We start from the raw sequence: 20,756 nt of genomic DNA on the forward strand, positions 1-20,756 counted from the left end.
GCACCTCAGCCAGTATTCAACCATCAATCGCGAACGTAGATGATCTCCGGACCATCTTCATCATCCTCGAAATCATCATCCCAATCGTCATCACCCATATCATCGACACTGCGCAGACCCGCGCGACGCAGTGCGCGACGATCATCCAGCGCCTGCAGACGGGCACGCGCCTCGTCCTCGATACGCTGATCCAGCTCGGCCAGCGCCTCGGCATACTCGGGCTCTTCAGCCAGACGCAGGGTCCGCTCATCGAGATAGCGCATGATTTCCTGACTCAGCGCCTCGGTGCCTTCACGCTCCAGCGCGGAGATCACAAACACCGGACCAGTCCAGTTCAGGCGCTTGATCACATCCTGCAGACGCTCTTCACGCTCGTCATCGAGCAGCTGATCGGCCTTGTTCAGCACCAACCAGCGATCACGATCCGCAAGCGCCGGACTGAACTTACTCAGCTCGTGAATGATGGTCTCGGCCGCCACAGCCGGATCAGACTCGTCCAGCGGGGCCATATCGACTAGGTGCAGCAGCAGGCGCGTACGCGCCAGGTGCTTGAGGAAGCGAATCCCCAGACCCGCCCCCTCCGACGCCCCCTCGATCAAACCTGGGATGTCGGCGACGACAAAGCTCTTGTAGCGCCCGACACTGACCACGCCTAGGTTGGGAACCAGCGTGGTGAACGGGTAGTCCGCCACCTTTGGCTTGGCCGCCGAAACGGCGCGGATAAAGGTGCTCTTGCCGGCATTGGGCAAACCGAGCAGCCCTACATCAGCCAAGACCTTCAGCTCCAGCTTGAGGTCGCGCGCCTCGCCCGGCTTGCCTGGCGTAGTCTGGCGCGGCGCGCGGTTGGTACTGGACTTGAAGCGGGCATTGCCCAGGCCATGCCAGCCGCCATGCGCCACCAGCAGCCGCTGCCCCGGCTTGACCAGATCACCGATGACTTCCTGAGTGGCCGCATCAATCACCGTGGTCCCCACCGGCACCGGCAGAATCAGATCCTCGCCCTTGGCACCCGTACAGTCGGTGCTACCGCCCTTTTCACCGTTCGGCGCACTGAAGCGACGGGTATAGCGATAGTCCACCAGCGTATTGAGGTTCTCGTTGGCTTCCATATAAATGGAGCCACCGTCACCGCCATCACCGCCATTGGGGCCGCCCTTCTCGATGAACTTCTCACGGCGGAAACTCATCATGCCGTTACCGCCGTCACCGGCTTTGACGTGAATGGATACTTCATCGACGAATTTCATCTGGACGCCTCCCGCAGCGTGGCGGGTTTAAAAAACTGAATCATAGGATACAGACAGACGCGGACCATCCGCGCCCAGCCGCACAAACAAAAAAGCCCCGTCTTGCGACAGGGCTTTTCCAGCATGGTCGCGATTAGGCTGCGACAACGCTCACGTAACGGCGACCGAAGGCGCCCTTTACTTCGAACTTGACGACACCGTCCACTTTCGCGAACAGGGTGTGGTCTTTGCCCATGCCAACGCCAACACCGGCGTGGAACTGGGTGCCGCGCTGGCGAACGATGATGTTGCCGGCTTTGATAGCCTGGCTGCCATACATCTTCACGCCAAGGCGTTTACTTTCTGAGTCGCGGCCGTTGCGGGTACTACCGCCAGCTTTTTTGTGTGCCATGAGTCAATTCTCCTGAAAAAGAATTAGGCCTGGATGCCGGTGATTTTAACTTCGGTGTACCACTGACGGTGGCCCTGACGCTTCATGTGGTGCTTACGACGGCGGAACTTGATGATGGTCACTTTGTCGTGGCGGCCTTGAGCAATCACTTCGGCAGTCACTTTGGCGCCAGCAACAACCGGAGCACCGATTTTAACGTCGTCACCGCTGGCAACCAGCAGAACGCGATCGAAAGTCACAGCTTCGCCAGTGGCGATATCCAGCTTTTCGATCTTGAGGAATTCGCCTTCAGCGACTTTGTATTGCTTGCCGCCGGTAACAATTACTGCGTACATGGATGTATCTCCGTTAAGCCTGCTCACCCGGCTCTTTATAAGAAGAGGTATTGGCCGGCATGGCTGCCCGGGGCCGGAGGGCTCCGAGGCAATTGCGTAAGTCAGGGATTGCCCTGGGAAGTTCGGGGTCGCGATATTACGGAAAAGCCGCCTGCAACGCAAGCCTGACCGGGCTTTACCTTGACACCTCCCCCCCTGCCACCTAGCATGCCGCGCAACTTGAACGGAGTACCCGGCGTCGATGCAACCCCAGGCCTTTTATCGCGTAGTGGCAGATGATTTCACCGCCGTTGACGGCATCATCCGCAAACAGCTGGTATCCCGCGTGCCTCTGGTGGAAAAGATCGGCGACTACATCATCTCCGCTGGCGGCAAACGCCTGCGCCCGCTGCTGGTGCTGCTCGCTGGCCGCGCCCTGGGCAAGCAGGGCGATGACCTGAACCTGCTGTCCGCCACCATCGAATTCCTGCATACCGCGACCCTGCTGCACGACGACGTGGTCGACATGTCGGGCATGCGCCGCGGTCGCGCCACCGCCAATGCCCAATGGGGCAACGCGCCTAGCGTGCTGGTCGGCGACTTCCTCTATTCCCGCGCCTTCGAGATGATGGTCGAGCTTGGCTCCATGCCGGTCATGCAGATTCTCTCCCAGGCCACCCGAGTGATCGCCGAAGGCGAAGTCCTGCAGCTGTCCAAGGTGCGCGACGCCAGCACCACCGAAGAGACCTACATGGAAGTTATCCGCGGCAAGACCGCGATGCTCTTCGAAGCCTCGACCCACAGCGCCGCCGCTCTGTGTGAGGCCAGCGCCGAGCAGAAGGCCGCGCTGCAGACCTTCGGTGACCACCTGGGCATCGCCTTCCAGTTGGTTGACGACCTGCTTGACTACCGTGGCGACGCTGCCACCCTCGGCAAGAACGTTGGCGACGATCTGGCCGAAGGCAAACCGACCCTGCCACTGATCGTCGCCATGCGCGACGGCACCACTGAGCAGGCCGCACTGGTCCGCAAGGCCATCCAGCAAGGCGGCAGCCAGGATCTGGAAGGCATTCGCGCTGCGGTGGAAGCCGCTGGCGCCTTGGACTACACCGCCCGCCTGGCCCGCGACTACGCTGAGCGCGCTATCGACAGCCTGCAGGCCTTGCCGGACAACGAGTTCCGCGATGCGCTGATCGAACTGACCCGCTTCGCCGTCGCCCGTACGCACTAGAGCCAGCCAACCATGAAGAGCCCATCCACGCGATGGGCTTTTTCTTGGCGCAAAGAAAAGTCCAATTGCGACTTGCCATTATTTGAATAGGAATTATTCTCATCTAAACCAATCAAGGAGATGAGATATGACCTATCTGATTGATGCCTGGCTGGATCGTCCCCACCCCTACCTGCGCATCCTCAACAGCGACACCGGCGAGGTCTGCGCCATGCTCCACGAAGAGGCACTGGAGGAGCTGCGCGAGCAGGGTGAACTGGACGTGGCCGACCTCAGTTGCACCGAACCGGGCCTGCTCAAGGAAGTGGTGCGCAACCTGTTTCTCTACTGCTACGCCCGCGCCCTGCGTCCGACGCTGGAAGGCTGAAACGACGACGGGGCGCCAAGGCGCCCCGTCGTGCACAACACCCGAGAATTACAGGATGTCGAGCAGCTCGACATCGAACACCAGCACGCTGTGCGGCGGAATGCTGCCAACGGCCTGAGCGCCATAGGCCAGCTCGCTCGGCACGTGCAGGCGCCACTTGCTGCCGGTACCCATCAGCTGCAGAGCCTCGACCCAACCCGGGATCACGCCGCCAACCGGGAACTCGGCCGGCTGGCCGCGCTCGTAGGAGCTGTCGAACACGGTGCCGTCGATCAGGGTGCCGTGGTAGTGAGTACGCACCTGGTCGTCGGCCGACGGCTTGGCGCCCTCGCCGGCTACCAGCACTTCGTACTGCAGACCCGAGGCGAGCACGGTGACGCCGTCACGCTTGGCGTTCTCGGCCAGGTACTCGCGACCGGCACCGGCAGCCGCTTCGGCTTTGGCAGCAGCTTCGGCCTGCATGATTTCGCGGATCACGCGGAAGCTGGCGTTCAGTTGCTCGGAAGAAACCTGGCTTGGCTGATTGTTAAACGCATCGCGCAGGCCGGCCACGATGGCTTCCAGACTGGCGCCAGGCGGAGGGTTGTCACGCAGTTGGTCGCCCAGCTGGCGGCCGATGCCATAGCTGACGCGGCCCTCGTCGGTGGAAAGCTCGGTGGAAAGATTCAGTTCGGACATGGCCGGCTCCCTGGGAAGGACAAAAAAGGCCGGCAAGACTAACACAGTCCCCTAGCGCTGACGCCGGCAGCGCTCCGAGCAGTAACGCACCTCCTCCCAGCAGCGCGCCCACTTGCGCCGCCAGGTGAACGGCAGTCCACACACCACACAGGCCTTGCTCGGCAGATCGGTCTTTTTCCTCACAGGGCTTCCCCGGCATCCAGCCGCGCCAGCAGTGCTTGGCCGCGCGCCCAGAGAGCCTGCTGCTTGGCCTCGGGCTGGCGATCGAGATTCTTGTAGACCATGGCCAGGCGATGGTTGCCACCCAGGCGGTCGCGGTGGCGCATAAGAAAATGCCAGTACAGCGCATTGAACGGGCAAGCCTGCTCGCCGGTGCTTTCCGTCACCTTGTAGGCGCAACTGCGGCAGTAGTCGGACATCCGCTTGATGTACTGGCCGCTGGCACAGTAGGGCTTGGAACCGAGATAGCCGCCATCGGCATGCATAACCATGCCCAGGGTATTGGGCAGTTCGACCCAGTCAAAGGCATCCAAGTACACCGCCAGGTACCAGTCACACACCTGCTGCGGGGCGATGCCGGCTAACAGGGCAAAGTTGCCCGTCACCATCAGCCGCTGGATGTGATGGGCATAGGCGTATTCCAGGGTCTGGCCGATGGCCTGGCTCATGCACTTCATGCGCGTCTGGCCAGTCCAGTAGAACTCAGGCAGCGCACGGGTATTGCCGAAGGCATTGAGCCCGGCGTACTCCGGCATGTGCAGCCAGTAGATACCGCGCACATACTCGCGCCAGCCGATCAGCTGGCGAATGAAACCCTCGGCGGCATTCAGCGGCACGCGCCCGGCCCAATAGGCCGCCTCAACGTCCGCACAAAGCCGGCGCAGATCCAGCAGGCCGATATTCAGCGCCGCGCTGATGCGTGCATGAAAGAGAAAGGGCTGCCCCGTGGCCATGGCATCCTGATAATCACCAAAGGCCGGCAGAGACTGCTCGACAAAGTGCTGCCAGAGCGCCTCCGCCTCGGCATGAGTCACCGGATAGTCGAATGCCTCCAGACTGCCGTAATGATGAGCAAAACGCCGGCCGACCAGCGCCAGCACCTCCTGGGTAATCGCATCGTGGACAAAGCGCTGCGGCGACGGGGCGCTTACACCAGCAGGCAGCGTCTGGCGGTTTTCGGCATCGAAGTTCCACGCGCCGCCCACCGGCATGCCATCGCCATTCATCAGCAGCCCGCTGCGCTGGCGCATCTGCCGATAGAAGAACTCCATGCGCAACTGACGCTTGCCCGCCGCCCAGGCGGCAAACTCGTCGCGACGACAGAGAAAGCGCGTATCGGCATGCCAGTGAATCGGCAGACCAGAGGATTTCAGCGCCTGCTCCAGGCGCCACTCACCGCATTCGGTGACATGCACCTCACGCGCCGTCAGCCGCTCAGACCATCGCTGCAGCTCACCCGGCAGGGAGCCACTGTTATCCGGATCTTCCAACGACACGTAGTGCACGCAATAGCCGCGCTGGCGCAGGGCCTTGGCAAAGTGGCGCATGGCACTGAAGATCAGTGCGATTTTCTGCGGATGGTGGGGGACATAGTCGGTTTCGGCCGCCACCTCGGCCAGCAGCACGGCATCCGTGGTCGGATCGAGCGCCTGCAGCGAAGGCAGATCGAAACTGAGCTGATCGCCCAGGACCAGCGCCAGACGATGCACGGAAGAGCTAGGCACAGACTTGCCTGACACAGCGCTACCAGGCCGAATTCAGCGAAATGGCTACCCGCAGCGGCTCACTGGCCGCCGGTGGCATGCCGCACATCTGGTCATGCACTTCGGCATGCACCAGGTAGAACGGCACCGGCGGCACTTCTTTGAGCAGATCACGGGCATGCTCTACCGAACGCAGGTGCAACACCCGCCCCTGCTCATCCTTGACCGGCCGCTGGCGGCCACCGACCTTGGCCTCCAGCACATAGGTGCCACCCTCCAGTGAGATCAGGGCCAGCTCGGCAATCTCACTGTTCAAGGCCAGTTCACGCAATTCGACGAGTTTCATGGCACGCACCTGTACAAGGAATTATCATGTACAAATATTGTACAACACTACCAATCTGTACAGATAAACATTCCCGCAAGCCCAAACAAAACCGCCCGGCGATCTTGCGAAGGCCGGGCGGCGGGTAGTGCCAGAACCGATCAGTGATCGTGCTTGGTCAGCTTGTCCAGGTAGCCCATGGCGAAGGCCGACACCACGAAGGTCATGTGAATGATCACGTACCACATCAGGTAGTCAGGTTTGATCGACTGCGCTGACATGAAAATCTTCAGCAGATGAATAGAGGAAATGGCCACGATGGAAGCCGCAACCTTCATCTTCAGGGAGCCGGAGTCCATTTTGCCCAACCAGCTGAGCTTCTCCTTACCCTCGTCGATATCCAGCTGCGACACGAAGTTCTCATAGCCGGAGATCATCACCATCACCAGCAAGCCGCCTACCAGCGCCATGTCGATCAGCGACAGCAAGGTCAGCACCAGATCGGCCTCGGCCATGCTGAAGACCATCGGCAGGATATGCAGGATTTCTTGGAAGAACTTCAGGGCCAGCGCCAGCAGGGCCAGCGATAGGCCGAAGTAGATGGGTGCCAGCAACCAGCGCGATGCGTACATGGCGTTTTCGATAAAGCGTTCCATGGGGTCCCCCGATGAGCCAAAACTGGCGCGAGTATACCCGCGAGAAAGGCTCAGACAAGCCTGCCAGAGGCGTCCGCGCTTATCCCCGGCAATTGTGGATAACTCTGTGGAGAGGCTCTGCAGCGAATGCCCTGAAGCCGCCCGGCCGCGGCCTGCAGCGCCCTGGTCAAAACAGCAGCAAAGCTGACCATCAGGTCTCTGGGCGGAACTGACAGTCGCCCAGATGACGGCCATGTTCGGCCTGCTGCCGGCGCAATTCGGCCTGCAGGTGCAGGCGCCAGATGGCGGGATCGGGACACACCCGATAGCCCTGATCGATCAGGTTGCTGGCAATCGCGGCGAGCACCCCCTCGGCCTGCAAAGGCCCGTGGAACGGGCCTTGCGCCTTGATCGCCGACGGCTGCGCGGCATTCATGCCAGCGGCGCAGAGCAGCGTCCACAGGCCGCGACCGTCTGCCAGCGGGCGCACTTCGCACTCGATGCGGGTGACGATTCCCAGGCAATGACGAATCAGGCAGAGGTCACGCGCCATGGCGGCAATCCTCAAGGGGTCTGCCTTGAGACTACACCCGCAGGCGGCGCTGTAGAAGCCTGGCGCTTATCCACGCCAGCTGTGGATATCTTTGTGGACAGTGCGGGGGGAAGCGCCTCTCAGGCAGGTTTGGCGCGGCCGCCAGCACTTCGCTCAGTGACTGACCAGCCGCGCCCGGCGACAAGTGGTCAGGACGCGTCCGCCTTGTCCTTGCCCTTGTCATCCTCCTCCATGCCCAGCTCGGCGATCTCGCGCAGACGGGAAACCACCCGGGCATTCACCGAACCCTCGGGGAACACGCCCTGCCCGTCCGGCGTGCCGGCGTCGGTGCCGACCAGCAGCGACAGCGCCTCGTCCACCTGGCTCACCGCGTAGACATGGAACTGCCCACCGCGCACGGCCTGCAGTACGCGCTCGTCGAGCATCAGGTTGGTGACGTTGGCGCGCGGGATGATCACGCCCTGCTCGCCGGTCAGGCCTCGCGCCTCGCACAGACGGAAGAAGCCCTCGATCTTCTCGTTGACCCCACCGACCGCCTGCACCTCACCGAACTGGTTGATCGATCCGGTGATGGCAAAGCACTGCTTGAGCGGCGTGCGTGACAGCGCCGAGATCAGCGTGCAGACCTCACCCAGCGAGGCACTGTCGCCGTCCACGTAGCCATAGGACTGCTCCAGCGCGATGCTCGCGGAAATCTCCAGGGGAAACTCCTGCGCGTAGCGGCTGCCCAGATAGCCGGTGAGGATCATCACGCCCTTGGAGTGGATCGGCTGGCCGAGATTGACCTCGCGCTCGATGTCGACGATGCCGCTGCCGCCGGGATAGACCGTGGCGGAAATGCGCGCCGGTACGCCGAAGGCCGAATCGCCAACCTCCAACACGGTCAGTCCGTTGCACTTGCCGACGGCCGCGCCCTGGGTGTCGATCAGGATGATGCCGGCCAGCATGTCATCGAGGATGCGCGCCGAGACTCTCCCGGTGCGGTCGGCCTTGGCCTTCAGAGCCCGCTCGATATGGCCGACATCGGTCAGCGCATCGCCGGCCAGGTGACGGATGAAGTCCGCCTCGCTGACCAGGGTAAACAGGTCGCCGATCCTCGCCGACAGGCGCCCCTGGTGTTCGGCCAGACGGGCACTGTAAGTGGCCAGACGCGCCACCGCCGCACCGCTGAGCGGGGCCATGCCCTCCTCACTGGTGCGGGTTTTCAGCAACTGGGCGAACTGCTCCAGGCTCTCGTCGGAGAGGGCGATTTCCTCGTCGAAATCGACCAGCACTCGGAACATTTCCTGAAAGTCCGGATCGAGGTCCTGCAGGGTGTAATACAGCTCGCGCGAGCCGACGATGACCACCTTGAGCTGCAGCGGCAGTACCTGCGGGGTGAGCGTCACGGTGGCCAGGCGGCCGAGATCGCCCAGCGGCGACTCCATCTTCAGCTGACGCGAATGCAGGGCGCGCTTGAGCGCATCCCAGACGAAGGGCTCGCTGAGCAGCTTGTCGGCCTCGACGATCAGGTAGCCGCCATTGGCGCGGTGCAGCGCCCCCGGACGCAGCTGGCGGTAACTTGTGTAGAGCGCGCCCTGATCGGTGTTGTATTCGATGCGGCCAAACAGGTTGTCGTAGGTCGGGTGCGATTCGAACACCACCGGCGCACCGCCCTGAGCATGGTGGCCCACCACCAGACTGGGGCTGTAATCCTCTTCCAGGGCGCGGCGGCGCTGGGCATCGCTGCGGTTGTCCTCGACCATCTGGTCGACCACGGTCTTCAGCAGATTGACCTGCATGGCCTGCAGGTAGGCCACCACGCTGGCGTTCTCTGCATACTTGGCCGACAACGGCGCCAGCAACGGCAGCAGCGCCTGGGTGATGGTTTCTTCATTGAGCTGGCGCAGCTGGTTGCTCGACTCGCGCTTCCATTGCGGGAGGCTGGCCAGCTCTTCGTTGAGCTGCTCCTCCAGCGCCGAAATATCGCGATGGAAACGTTCGCGCTCGGCCTCCGGCAACTGGGCGAACTCGGCCTCATCCAGCGCCTTGCCGTCCTTCATCGGGGTGAAGGCGACGTTGGCGCTGTCGCGATACAGCGCCACGTCCTTCTCCAGCGAAGCCTTCTCGATGATGTCCAGAGCCTTGTCGTAACGCTGGTTGAAGGCGCGGTCGATGGCGTTCTTTTTCTGCTGGAAGGTCGGGTGTTCAAAGGCAGCCGGAAAGGTGCTCAGCAGGTTATCGATCAGCTGGTTGATGTCGGCAATCAGCTGCGTGCCCTCGCCGGGCGGCAGCTGCAACGCACGCGGCTCGCGCGGGTCGTCGAAGTGATTGACGTAGACCCAGTCCACCGGCGTGGCCAGGCGCTTGGCCTCGGCCTGCAGGTAGCGTTTGACGAAGGAGAAGCGCCCGGTACCCGGTTCGCCCATCACGTAAACGTTGTAACCGGGGCGCGGCATGGCCACGCCAAACTGCAGCGCTTCGACGGCACGCTCCTGGCCGAGCACACCGCGGAACGGCTCCAGCTCGTCGGTACTGGCGAAGTTGAACTGGTCGGGGGAGTACGGGCGGGTCAGCTCTTCAGGCTCAAGCTTGAGAGCGGCAACGGCGGTAGCGGCCATCGTCAATCCTTGCAGGCGGGCGGCTCAGGGCCGCGGGGATGCCTGCATTCTGCGGTGGCCCCGACGCACTGGCAAGGCGAACGACTGGCTGGCCGCCAGCGCCCAGACAAACCAGACGCGGCGGCTGCACCTATCTACCCGTACCTATCAGTCGGCGCACTTCAGGCAGCACTCAGCCATCGGCAGCGCAGCCAAGCGGGCCGCCTCGATGGCTTCGCCACAGCGCGCGCACTCGCCGTAATGGCCGGCCGCCAAGCGCTCACGGGCATGCTCGACCTGACGCAGCGCCAACTCGGCCTCGGCCAGCAGGGCCTCCAGCACCTCATCGTTCTGTCGTTCGCTAGCCTGCTCGGCAAAATCCTGGGAATGGCTGCGCCCCAGATCGCGGCGAATGGCTTCGGCGCGGCCACGGTAGTCGGCAGCCAGTTGTTCGAGGGTGCTACGCGGATCGAAAGCGGTCATTGCAAGGCTCCTTCAACGGTTGCCTGCAGTGTGGCTCATGGTCGCCAGCGCGCACTGACTTGCATCAAATCCTGTGAGCCTGCGCCGCTGGCAAAAGGCCGGCGCTTGACACTCGCGAACAGAACGAAAATGCTGAGGGCACCGCAAGGCATGACGTCTGCGTTCCAACCAAGAAAAGAGAGATTACCCATGAAACGGATTCTGATCGGTTCCCTGCTCGCCCTCACCTCCGCTGCCGCCTTTGCCGAAGCCCCGGGTGGCCCGAGCTGCGGCTGGGGCAACATGCTGTTCAAAGGCCAGAGCGGCTTCGGTTCTCACTTTGTTGCCTCCATCACCAACGGCACCTCGGGCAACGCCACCTTCGGCATGACCTCCGGCACCAACGGCTGCTCCACCAAAGGCACCCTGACCTACGGCGGCAAGCCGATGCTGGTACTGGGCTCGATCATGGACGAGCTGTCCGAAGACATGGCCAAGGGTGAAGGCGAAGCCCTGACCACCTACGCCGTGGCCCTGGGCGTGAAGCCGGAAGACCGTGCTCACTTTGCCCAAGTGACCCACCAGCACTTCAGCGACATCTTCACCTCGGCCAGCGCCACCGACGCCGAAGTTCACGCCGCCACCCTGGCAGTGATGAAGCAGGATGCCCGTCTGGCCCAATACGCCAGCGAAGCCTGATGCGCCGAGGCCCGTCCACCTGGACGGGCCTCCCCTTTCCTGCCCCACTTGCACCATCGAATCCCTCCCCATGCGCAAACGCTTCGCCTCCCGGCCTGTTCTTGGCCTGAGTCTGGCGCTGTGCCTGAGCCTGCCCGCTCTGGCCGCCAGCCCCTCGCCCGCCCGTCTGCAACAGCTGGCCAATGACCCTTACTGGCTGGCCATCGGGCATTACGAAACCGGCAAGCTCGGCGGTTGGCGCAGCTATGTGGATGACGACGATTTCTTTCTCTCGCCCGACGGTCCGCACGATCCGGCCGCCGAGCTGAGTGCCACCCTCACGGCGCTCTACCGCCCCGTCAACCTCGGCGACAAACATCCCCAGTGCGTGTTTCCGGCACGCACCCGCTGGCTGCGTGACCAACTGCAGCTGAATGATCTGCCGCAACCGGCCTGTGGCGAATTCACCACCTGGTACCGCGACATTGCCCCGCACAGTAGCGTGCTGATCTTCCCGGCGGCCTACCTGAACAGCCCGTCGTCGATGTTCGGCCACACCCTGCTGCGCATCGACCAGGCCGACATCGACCAGAACGGCACCGCCCTGCTCAGCTACGCGCTGAACTTCGGCGCCTTCATCGAAGGCAGCGACAACAGCATCCTCTATGCCTGGAAAGGCCTGATGGGCGGCTACCCGGGGCTGTTCGCCCTGTTGCCCTACCGCGAGAAGCTCAGCGAATACAGCCGTCTGGAAAACCGCGACCTGTGGGAATACCGCCTGAACCTGACGCCCGAGGAAACCGGGCGCATGGTCGAGCACGTCTGGGAACTCAAGCAGATCCAGTTCGATTACTACTTCTTCGACGAGAACTGCTCCTACCGCCTGCTTGAACTGCTGGAAATCGCCCGCCCGGGCCTGGAGCTGACCGACGACTTCCCGATCACCGCCATTCCGGTGGACACCGTGCGGGCGATCAAGGACGCCGGCCTGGTCGAACGCATCGACTACCGCCCCTCACGCGAACGGGAGTTGCTGGAACGCGCCAAACCGCTGAGTGATAACGAGCTGCAGTGGGTCAAAACCCTGGCCGCCGACACCCAGCCCCTGCAGTCTGCCGAATTCCAGGCCCTGCCGGCCGAACGCCGCGCGCTGGTGCAGGACGGTGCCTACCGCCTGCTGCGCTATCAGGCCAATGGCCAGGAGCGCGACCCGGCCGCCGCCCAGCGCAGCTACCAGCTGCTGCGGGCGATCAACCAGAATCCGCCCACCACGCTCGACGTTGAGCGCCCGAAGCTGCCGGAAGACGGCCACGACTCGCGCACCTGGCAACTGGGCGTGGGTAGCCGCGATGACCGCGCCTTCGCCGAATACGGCCTGCGCATGGCCTATCACGACCTCAACGACAACCTGGCCGGCTTCCCCCTCGGCGCGCAGATCGAGATTCTCGGCCTCAAGCTGCGCCAGTATGAGAACAACCACTGGCAGCTGCAGGAACTGGACTTCGCCACCATCCGCTCGCTGACCCCACGCAGCCAACTGCTGCAGCCGCTGAGCTGGCAGGTGGCCGGCGGCTTCGAGCGGGTACCGGGCAAGGACGGCGATGAAACCCTGGTGGCGCACCTCAATGGCGGCGCCGGCGCCAGCTGGCAACTGACCGACAGCACCCTGGCCTTCGCCATGGCCACCGGGCGGGTCGAGCACAACAGCGACTTCGCGCCCTACCTGGCCACCGCCGGCGGTTTCAACACCGGCCTGCTCTGGCACAACGCGCTGGGCACGGCCAGCGTCGAAGGCGCCGGCGATTACTTCCTCAACGGCGAAGTCCGCCGCCGCCTGTCACTCAACCAGCAATGGCAGCTCGGGCAGAACCTCGGCCTGCGCCTGTCGGCCCTGCGCGAGTTCAGCCACCTGACCGGCCCGGAAAACGAAGTGATGCTGCAGCTCAAGTGGTATCACTACTGAGCCTGCGAGCCATGTCGGGGCAGCCCTAGCGAAACCAGCGCCGCCACCAGCACGAAGGCGCTGGATACCCACAGGCAGACCTCCAGCCCCCAGGTCTGAAACAGCCAGCCGGATAGCAACGTGCCGAGTAGCCGGCCGAGGGCGTTGGACATGTAGTAGAAGCCCACGTCCAGCGACACGCCGTCCTCCTTGGCGTAGCTGACGATCAGGTAGCTGTGCAGGGAAGAGTTCACCGCAAACAGCGCACCGAACAGCAGCAAACCGCCCAGCACCCAGACCTGCGCCGGACCGCCAGCACTCAGGCCAAGCGCAATCAGAGCCGGCAGACCGGCCAGCGCCAGCGCCCAGACAAAGGCCGCGCGGCCATCGGGCAGACGGCCGGAGGCCTTTCCCGTGACCCTTGGTGCCTGCGTCTGGATCAGGCCGTAACCGATGATCCACAGGGCGAGAAAACCGCCCACCTGCCAGAAATCCCAGCCGAACTGGGTGGCCAGGAACACCGGCAACGCCACCACGAACCACACATCACGGGCGCCAAAGAGGAACAGCCGCGCCGCCGACAGCAGATTGATCGCACGGCTCTTGGACAGCAGGTCGCGGAACTTCGGCTTGGCGCGGGCCTTGCCCAGGTCATTGCGCAGCAGACACAGGCTGGCCAGCCAGATCAGCCCCAGCACCAGCGCCATGGCCAGTACCGCGCCGGCGAACCCCAGCAGTGCCAGCAAAGCGCCGCCGAGGAAGAAGCCCACGCCCTTGAGCGCATTCTTCGACCCGGTCAGCAGCGCCACCCAACGGTACAGCTGGCCCTGCGCCTCGCCCGGTACCAGCAGCTTGATCGCGCTCTTGGCGCTCATCTTGTTGAGGTCCTTGGCGATGCCGGACAGCGCCTGCGCCGCCATCACCCAGGGCACGGTGAGCCAGGGTGACTGCACCGTCAGCATCAGCAGCGCCGCCACCTGCAGCGCCAGCCCGAGGTTCATGGTGCGGTTCAGGCCGATACGCGCGCCGAGGTAGCCGCCGAACAGGTTGGTGACCACGCCGAACAGCTCGTAGAAAAGGAACAGCAGCGCCACCTGCAACGGCGAGTAGCCGAGGCTGTGGAAGTGCAGCACCACCAGCATGCGCAGCGCGCCGTCGGTCAGGGTGAAGGCCCAGTAGTTGCCGGTGACCAGCAGGTACTGACGCACTTCGGCGGAAAGGCTGGCAAGCGCACGCATGATGTCAGCTCACTCAGGCAAAGCCGACCAGGCGGGCCAGCTCGACGGTGCGGTTGGCGTAGCCCCACTCGTTGTCGTACCAGGCATAGAGCTTCACCTGAGTGCCGTCGACCACCAGGGTCGACAGCGCGTCGATGATCGACGAGCGCGGATCGGTGCGGTAATCGATGGACACCAGCGGGCGCTCCTCGTAACCGAGAATGCCCTTGAGCGGGCCTTCGGCGGCGGCCTTGAGCAGGGCGTTGACCTCCTCTGCCGTGGTGGCGCGCTCGACCTCGAACACGCAGTCGGTCAGCGAGGCGTTGGCCAGCGGCACGCGCACGGCATGGCCGTTCAGGCGGCCGCGCAGCTCGGGGAAGATTTCCGCGATGGCGGTGGCCGAGCCGGTGGTGGTCGGGATCAGGCTCATGCCAGAGGCGCGGGCGCGGCGCAGATCCTTGTGCGGCTGATCGAGGATGCTCTGGGTGTTGGTCAGGTCGTGGATGGTGGTGATCGAGCCGTGACGGATGCCGAGGTTCTCGTGGATCACCTTGACCACCGGCGCCAGGCAGTTGGTGGTGCAGGAGGCGGCAGTGACGATGCGGTGCACGGCCGGGTCGAACAGCTGCTGGTTGACGCCCATCACCACGTTCAGCGCGCCGGCTTCCTTGACCGGAGCGCTGACCACCACGCGCTTGACGCCCTGCTCCAGGTAAGCCTGCAGCACCGCGACCGTCTTCATCTTGCCGCTGGCCTCGATCACCAGATCGCAGCCGCTCCAGTCGGTGTCGGCGATGGACTTGTTGGCGGTGACCCTGATCGACTTGCCGCCGATCAGGATGCAGTCGCCCTCACTGCCGGCCTCGTGCTGCCAGCGGCCATGCACCGAGTCGAAGTTCAGCAGGTGGGCGTGGGTGGCGGCATCGCCGGCCGGGTCGTTGATCTGCACGAACTCCAGCTCCGGCCAGTCCCAGGCGGCGCGCAGGGCGAGACGGCCGATGCGGCCAAAACCGTTGATACCCACTTTGATCGTCATATCGAACTCCACTCGTTTATCGGTTCACATCGTCAGGCGCAATGCGCCTGCCGGTCGGGGCGGTTGCCCATGTTGTTCAGGCGCGCGGCGTCGGCGGCCACGGCAGCCGCATCGGCCTGCCCGGCCTGCTGCACGATCTGCCGTGCCCACTCGGGCAGCAGCGTGTGCAGCCGGTAATACACCCACTGGCCACGCCGGCGGTCTTCCAGCAACCCGGCGGCGCGCAGCTGCGCCAGGTGCCGGGAAATCTTCGGCTGATTCTGCTGCAGCGCCGTGGTCAGCTCGCAGACGCACAACTCACCCTCGGCGGCGATCAGCAGGCACAGGCGAGTACGGGTCTCATCGGCCAGGCTCTTGAACAGGCTCAGCGGGGTCAGGCTGTCGGCCAGCGCCTGCTCTTCCTTGCTGTTGATCAGCACGAACAGCTTGATGCGCTCGTGGATGGCCTGCAGGGTCTGGCGGAAGGCCGCGGGCTGCGAACTGGCCGCCGGGTCCTCGAAGTGCCAGGCCAGCACCTCGTCGGCTTGCGGCAATGCCGCGCACTCCAGCGCCTGCTTGTCACACAGGGTGATCACATAATCGAAGTGCTCGCCGGCGAACTCGTCGATGCCCTTGCTGCGCAGCCCCCCCGTGGCGATGCCCACCTGATCCAGCGCCGCCAGCGCCCGTGGGTCGGGCGAGCCCGGCCGGCTGCCAGCGCTGAACACCTGATACTGCTCGCCACCGGCATGCCGCAGCAGGGCCTCGGCCATGAGCGAACGGGCCGAATTGGCGACACAGAGAAAGAGCACGCGCAACGGACGCTTCATGGATTGACCTGCCGCAATAAATACGTTTTGGCGAATATATTTAATGAGGCATATTCTGTAAAACAGATATTTCAAAACAATGACGGAGCAAGCCGGATGTCCAACGTCAGCCCGCTGGGGTTCTTCGAGCGCTACCTGAGCCTGTGGGTGCTGCTGTGCATCATCGCCGGCACCCTGCTGGGCCTGTACCTGCCGCAGGCGGCGCAGGCCGTCGGCGCGCTGCAGATCGCTCAGGTCAACCTGCCGGTGGGCCTGCTGATCTGGGTGATGATCATCCCCATGCTGATGAAGATCGACTTCTCTTCCCTGCACGAGGTGTGGCGGGAGAAGGCCGGCATGGGCGTGACCCTGGTGGTCAACTGGGCCATCAAGCCCTTCACCATGGCGTTCTTCGCCTGGCTGTTCGTCCGTCACCTGTTCGCCGACTGGCTGCCGGCCGAGCAGATCGACAGCTACGTGGCCGGCATGATCCTGCTGGGCGCGGCGCCCTGCACCGCCATGGTGTTCGTCTGGAGTCACCTGTGCCGCGGCGATGCCAACTTCACCCTGACCCAGGTGGCGCTCAATGATCTGGTGATGGTGCTGGCCTTTGCCCCGATCGTCGCCCTGCTGCTGGGTGTGTCATCGATCCCGGTGCCCTGGGACACCCTGCTGCTGTCGGTGCTGATGTACATCGTCATTCCCCTGGCCATCGCCCAGTGGCTGCGCGCCCATCTCCTGCGCCGAGGCCAGGCGGCCTTCGACGCGGCGCTGGCGAAGATCGCCCCGCTGGCCACCCTCGCCCTGCTCAGCACCCTGGTGCTGCTGTTCTCCTTCCAGGGTCAGGCGATCATCGCCCAACCGCTGGTGATCGCCCTGCTGGCGGTGCCGTTGCTGCTGCAGACCCTGCTGATCGCCGCGATCGGCTACTGGCTGTGCCGGCGCCTGCGGGTGCGCCACGCCATCGCCGGGCCGGCGGCGCTGATCGGCGCGTCCAACTTCTTCGAGCTGGCGGTGGCCGTGGCCATCGTGCTCTATGGTTTTCACTCGGGCGCCGCACTGGCCACGGTGGTCGGCGTGCTGATCGAGGTGCCGCTGATGCTCTGGCTGGTGCATCTGGTCAACCGCAGCCAGGGCTGGTACGAGCGCGCCCTGAACACCCGCTAAGCAGGAGCTGACCATGCAGTTTCTCCACGCCGCACCGCGTTTCCTGTTCTTCACCGGCAAGGGCGGGGTGGGCAAGACCTCGATCGCCTGCGCCAGCGCCCTGACCCTCGCCGCCAGTGGCAAACGCGTGCTGCTGGTGAGCACCGACCCGGCCTCCAATGTCGGCCAGGTCTTCGGCATCCGCATCGGCAACCAGATCACCCCGGTGCCGGCGGTCCCCCGCCTGTCGGCCCTGGAGATCGACCCGCCGGGCGCAGCCCAGGCTTACCGCGAACGCATCATCGGCCCGGCGCGCAGCGTGCTGGCCGACGAGGTGGTGCGCAGCATGGAAGAGCAGCTGTCCGGCGCCTGCACCACCGAGATCGCCGCCTTTGACGAGTTCACGGCCCTGCTGGTGGACTCCGAACTGACCCGCGACTACGACCACATCCTCTTCGACACCGCCCCCACCGGACACACCATCCGCCTGTTGCAACTGCCGGGGGCGTGGAACGACTTTCTTCAGGCCGGCCAGGGCGATGCCTCCTGCCTCGGGCCGCTGGCCGGGCTGGACAAGCAGCGCGAACAGTACGCCGCCGCGGTAGCGGCGCTGGCCGACCCGCAGCGCACCCGTCTGATTCTGGTGGCCCGGGCCCAGGCGGCGACCCTGCGCGAAGTGGCGCGCACCCACGAGGAGCTGGCCGCCATCGGCCTCGGCCAGCAGCATCTGGTGATCAATGGCGTGCTGCCGGCCACAGAGACCGCAGACGACCCGCTGGCCGCCGCCGTGCAGCGCCGCGAACAGGCGGCCATCGCCGCCATGCCCGAGGCGCTGCGCGACCTGCCATGCGAGCAGATCCCGCTCAAGGCCTTCGATCTGGTCGGTCTCGACGCCCTGCGCCAGCTGCTCGACAACACCACCCTGGGCACGAGCCAGACACTGCCGGCCGAACCGGCCCTGCAGGCTCCCAGCCTGGCCGAGCTGGTCGACGAGATTGCCGCCAACGGCCATGGCCTGGTGATGCTGATGGGCAAGGGCGGCGTGGGCAAAACCACCCTGGCCGCAGCGGTGGCGGTGGAGCTGGCCAACCGCGGCCTGCCCGTGCACCTGACCACCACCGACCCGGCAGCCCACCTCAGCGAAACCCTCAATGGCTCTCTGGAGAACCTGCGGGTCAGCCGCATTGACCCGCATGCGGCCACCGAGGCCTACCGGGCTCAGGTCATGGCCAGCAAGGGCGCCAAGCTGGACGATGCCGGCCGCGCCCTGCTGGCCGAAGACCTGCGCTCGCCCTGCACCGAGGAGATCGCCGTATTCCAGGCCTTCTCCCGCGCCATCCGCGAAGCCGGCCGCCAGTTCGTGGTGATGGATACCGCGCCCACCGGCCATACCCTGCTGCTGCTCGATGCCACCGGCGCCTATCACCGCGAGATTGCCCGGCAGATGAGCGACAGCCATCTGCGCTTCAGCACACCGATGATGCAACTGCAGGACCCGCAGCAGACCAAGGTGCTGCTGGTGACGCTGGCCGAAACCACCCCGGTGCTGGAAGCGGCCGGCCTGCAGAACGACCTGCGCCGCGCCGGTATCGAGCCCTGGGCCTGGGTGATCAACAACAGCCTGGCCGCCGCACGCCCGCGCTCGGCACTGCTGCGCCAGCGCGCGCACAATGAACTGAAGGAAATCCACGCCGTGGCCACCCAGCATGCCCGGCGTTACGCCCTGGTGCCGCTGCTGGCCGAGGAGCCGGTGGGCGTTGAACGCCTGCGCGCGCTCAGTCAGCCGCAGGATTAATGCGGGGAGGCAGGCAAGGCACGCACAGACTGCCATACTGCTTGGCAAACGTGCCGTTCCTGCCTGCGGATTCGCCATGCCACTGACCACCCGCACCCGACTGATCCTCATGCTGCCGGCGCTGCTGTTGGCCCTCGGCCTGGGCGCCTATCGCTACCAGGCCAATCTCAACGGCCTGCGCGCCGATATCGCGCAGACCTTCCACAGCCGCCATGAGCTGACCCAGAACTACCTGACCCTGCTCAGCACCCAGGTCGACGCCATGCAGCAACTGCTGCTGCAGCGCTACCGCGACGACCCACCGCCACTCCCTGCGCTGCGCGCCCTGCGCCCATTGGCAGATGGCCAGCGCTGGGTACTATCCGGGCGTGAAGATGAACAGGGCGCCAGCGAACTGAGCGGCACCGTCACCGGGCTTGGCGATGTTCCACTGGCCAGCGCCGTGCGCCGCGAGCTGAATGCCGCCCTCGGGCTGGATGTCCTGTTCGCCCCGATCCTGCGGCACAACCCGCAGATCAGTTGGGTGTACTACACCTCGGCCAGCGACTTCATGTACCTGGCGCCTAAACCACCGCTCGACGACTTTCATTACGAAAGGGCCTTTTTGCTCAAGCCGTTCTGGCAGGACGCCCTGGCCGAGCACAACCCGCAGCGCCGGCAGATCATCTCCAGCCTGTACGAGGATGCCGGCGGCAAGGACCTGATGATCACGCTCTCGGCGCCGGTTTATGAACAGAACAGGATGCTCGGGGTGGTCTCCCTCGACCTGGGCATCGAGCTGCTGCGCCGCCTGACCAGCAGCGGGGCTACCCATGGTGAAACCCTGCTGGTCGATGAACACGGCAAGATCGTGGTGCGTCAGGGCACCTTTGGCCTGCACGAACAGTACACCCTGCCACCCAGCGCCCAGCCCAGCTGGGACAGCTCCGCCGGCGTGCACTGGCTGGGCAAGCCAATGCTCGGCGGCCAGCTGTGGCTGCTGCACCATATCAGCGAAAGCCAGCTGCACTGGCTGGCCGTCCAGCAGAGCGGCAGCACGTGGCTGCTGATCGGCCTGGCGCTGCTGCTGTATGGCGTGGCCTGGCGGCTGTTCTTCGCCCTGCGCCGGATGACCCGGCTGATGCAGACCGACCCGCTGACCAAGACCCTCAACCGCCGGGGCTTCTACAACAAGGCCGCCAGTATCCAGGCGCTCAGCACCCGCCAGCAGGGCCATCTGGTCCTGCTGCTGATGGACATCGACCACTTCAAGGCAGTCAACGATACCCATGGTCATGCGGTTGGCGACCAGGTGCTGCGTCAGGCCGCGCATTACATGCTGAAGTCGGCGCGGCCGTTCGATCTGATCGTCCGCTGGGGCGGCGAGGAGTTCCTCGTGCTGATGCTGCTGGACGATGCCGAGTCCGCCGCCAGCGTGGCCGAACGCATGCGCCAACAGGCGCAGCGGGCACGCTTTGCCGAGCGTCAGCAGGTGACCCTGAGCGGTGGCCTGGTGCTGGTCAAGGAAGGCGAAAGCCTGGACCAGGCCATCCGCCGCGCCGACCAGCTGCTCTATCAGGCCAAACAGCAGGGGCGCAACCGTATCGTCAGCGACCTGCCCACGCGGGCCACTAGCGACCCCCAGGTGCAGGCCAGCGCCGGATAGCCCCATCAATCAAACCGAGCCCAG

The 20,756-nt window shown here is 64.6% G+C and carries 21 protein-coding genes; 7 read left to right on the forward strand and 14 right to left on the reverse strand.

All coding sequences use genetic code 11. The features are described from left to right. Positions 1-23 precede the first annotated feature (23 nt). From cgtA to rplU, 3 genes are all read right to left on the reverse strand, one after another. Positions 24-1,247: an Obg family GTPase CgtA gene (cgtA, locus tag HNP49_RS12965; protein WP_184683873.1), complete on the reverse strand. Its 1,224-nt coding sequence runs from the start codon at positions 1,245-1,247 to the stop codon at positions 24-26. 133 nt (positions 1,248-1,380) lie between these two features. Continuing rightward, positions 1,381-1,638, reverse strand: a complete 258-nt coding sequence (rpmA, locus tag HNP49_RS12970) for a 50S ribosomal protein L27 (protein ID WP_095940296.1) — start codon at positions 1,636-1,638, stop codon at positions 1,381-1,383. 23 nt (positions 1,639-1,661) lie between these two features. Beyond that, complete coding sequence (rplU, locus tag HNP49_RS12975; RefSeq protein WP_095940297.1) at positions 1,662-1,973, reverse strand: 50S ribosomal protein L21; 312 nt, start codon at positions 1,971-1,973, stop codon at positions 1,662-1,664. 241 nt (positions 1,974-2,214) lie between these two features. Here rplU and HNP49_RS12980 point away from each other — a divergent pair, with 241 nt between their 5' ends. Beyond that, entirely contained in the window at positions 2,215-3,183 is a 969-nt protein-coding gene (locus HNP49_RS12980; protein WP_184683875.1) for a polyprenyl synthetase family protein, read from the forward strand. 127 nt (positions 3,184-3,310) lie between these two features. Then, complete coding sequence (locus HNP49_RS12985) at positions 3,311-3,550, forward strand: hypothetical protein (RefSeq protein ID WP_184683877.1); 240 nt, start codon at positions 3,311-3,313, stop codon at positions 3,548-3,550. Between the two features lie 48 nt (positions 3,551-3,598). Here the strand turns inward: HNP49_RS12985 and HNP49_RS12990 are convergent, their stop codons facing one another. From HNP49_RS12990 to HNP49_RS13025, 8 genes are all read right to left on the reverse strand, one after another. Next, a complete protein-coding gene (locus tag HNP49_RS12990) occupies positions 3,599-4,228 on the reverse strand; it encodes an FKBP-type peptidyl-prolyl cis-trans isomerase (protein WP_184683879.1) in 630 nt (209 codons plus the stop codon). Positions 4,229-4,279: 51 nt separating this feature from the next. After that, positions 4,280-4,411, reverse strand: a complete 132-nt coding sequence (locus HNP49_RS18685) for a DUF2256 domain-containing protein (protein WP_184683881.1) — start codon at positions 4,409-4,411, stop codon at positions 4,280-4,282. After that, positions 4,408-5,952, reverse strand: coding sequence for a cryptochrome/photolyase family protein (locus tag HNP49_RS13000; RefSeq protein WP_311772122.1), 1,545 nt, complete (start codon positions 5,950-5,952; stop codon positions 4,408-4,410). Before HNP49_RS13000 ends, HNP49_RS18685 begins: the two co-directional genes overlap by 4 nt. Positions 5,953-5,971: 19 nt before the next feature. Then, complete coding sequence (locus tag HNP49_RS13005; protein ID WP_184683885.1) at positions 5,972-6,277, reverse strand: DUF6482 family protein; 306 nt, start codon at positions 6,275-6,277, stop codon at positions 5,972-5,974. A gap of 140 nt (positions 6,278-6,417) precedes the next feature. Then, positions 6,418-6,912, reverse strand: coding sequence for a TIGR00645 family protein (locus tag HNP49_RS13010; RefSeq protein ID WP_184683887.1), 495 nt, complete (start codon positions 6,910-6,912; stop codon positions 6,418-6,420). A 190-nt stretch (positions 6,913-7,102) separates the two neighbouring features. Continuing rightward, the gene (locus tag HNP49_RS13015) at positions 7,103-7,444 is read right to left on the reverse strand and encodes a hypothetical protein (RefSeq protein ID WP_184683889.1); all 342 of its coding nucleotides are present in this window, start codon (positions 7,442-7,444) and stop codon (positions 7,103-7,105) included. Positions 7,445-7,632: 188 nt separating this feature from the next. After that, positions 7,633-10,044 carry a Lon protease family protein gene (locus HNP49_RS13020; protein WP_184683891.1) on the reverse strand — a complete coding sequence of 804 codons (2,412 nt, stop codon included), beginning with the start codon at positions 10,042-10,044 and terminating at the stop codon, positions 7,633-7,635. 147 nt (positions 10,045-10,191) lie between these two features. Continuing rightward, positions 10,192-10,506 carry a TraR/DksA C4-type zinc finger protein gene (locus HNP49_RS13025; RefSeq protein WP_184683893.1) on the reverse strand — a complete coding sequence of 105 codons (315 nt, stop codon included), beginning with the start codon at positions 10,504-10,506 and terminating at the stop codon, positions 10,192-10,194. 189 nt (positions 10,507-10,695) lie between these two features. Here HNP49_RS13025 and HNP49_RS13030 point away from each other — a divergent pair, with 189 nt between their 5' ends. After that, positions 10,696-11,184: a DUF3015 domain-containing protein gene (locus tag HNP49_RS13030; protein WP_184683895.1), complete on the forward strand. Its 489-nt coding sequence runs from the start codon at positions 10,696-10,698 to the stop codon at positions 11,182-11,184. 70 nt (positions 11,185-11,254) lie between these two features. Then, the gene (locus HNP49_RS13035; protein WP_184683898.1) at positions 11,255-13,126 is read left to right on the forward strand and encodes a DUF4105 domain-containing protein; all 1,872 of its coding nucleotides are present in this window, start codon (positions 11,255-11,257) and stop codon (positions 13,124-13,126) included. Here the strand turns inward: HNP49_RS13035 and arsJ are convergent. Genes arsJ through HNP49_RS13050 form a run of 3 tightly spaced genes read right to left on the reverse strand, consistent with a single transcriptional unit; the run spans position 13,120 to position 16,167 of the window. Further along, positions 13,120-14,343, reverse strand: coding sequence for an organoarsenical effux MFS transporter ArsJ (gene arsJ, locus HNP49_RS13040; RefSeq protein WP_184683900.1), 1,224 nt, complete (start codon positions 14,341-14,343; stop codon positions 13,120-13,122). The two genes, HNP49_RS13035 and arsJ, sit on opposite strands and share 7 nt — an antisense overlap. A 13-nt stretch (positions 14,344-14,356) precedes the next feature. Next, complete coding sequence (locus HNP49_RS13045) at positions 14,357-15,358, reverse strand: ArsJ-associated glyceraldehyde-3-phosphate dehydrogenase (RefSeq protein ID WP_184683902.1); 1,002 nt, start codon at positions 15,356-15,358, stop codon at positions 14,357-14,359. Between the two features lie 32 nt (positions 15,359-15,390). Beyond that, positions 15,391-16,167, reverse strand: coding sequence for a metalloregulator ArsR/SmtB family transcription factor (locus HNP49_RS13050; RefSeq protein ID WP_184683904.1), 777 nt, complete (start codon positions 16,165-16,167; stop codon positions 15,391-15,393). A 96-nt stretch (positions 16,168-16,263) separates the two neighbouring features. Here HNP49_RS13050 and arsB point away from each other — a divergent pair, with 96 nt between their 5' ends. From arsB to HNP49_RS13065, 3 genes are all read left to right on the forward strand, one after another. Continuing rightward, positions 16,264-17,313, forward strand: a complete 1,050-nt coding sequence (arsB, locus tag HNP49_RS13055; protein WP_184683906.1) for an ACR3 family arsenite efflux transporter — start codon at positions 16,264-16,266, stop codon at positions 17,311-17,313. A gap of 13 nt (positions 17,314-17,326) precedes the next feature. After that, on the forward strand, positions 17,327-19,087 hold the full coding sequence (arsA, locus tag HNP49_RS13060; protein WP_184683908.1) for an arsenical pump-driving ATPase: 1,761 nt from the start codon (positions 17,327-17,329) through the stop codon (positions 19,085-19,087). A gap of 76 nt (positions 19,088-19,163) precedes the next feature. Then, positions 19,164-20,732: a sensor domain-containing diguanylate cyclase gene (locus HNP49_RS13065; protein ID WP_184683910.1), complete on the forward strand. Its 1,569-nt coding sequence runs from the start codon at positions 19,164-19,166 to the stop codon at positions 20,730-20,732. Positions 20,733-20,756: the final 24 nt, after the last annotated feature.

The sequence above is a fragment of the Pseudomonas fluvialis genome, assembly GCF_014207935.1.
In the GTDB taxonomy this organism is placed as follows: domain Bacteria; phylum Pseudomonadota; class Gammaproteobacteria; order Pseudomonadales; family Pseudomonadaceae; genus Aquipseudomonas; species Aquipseudomonas fluvialis_A.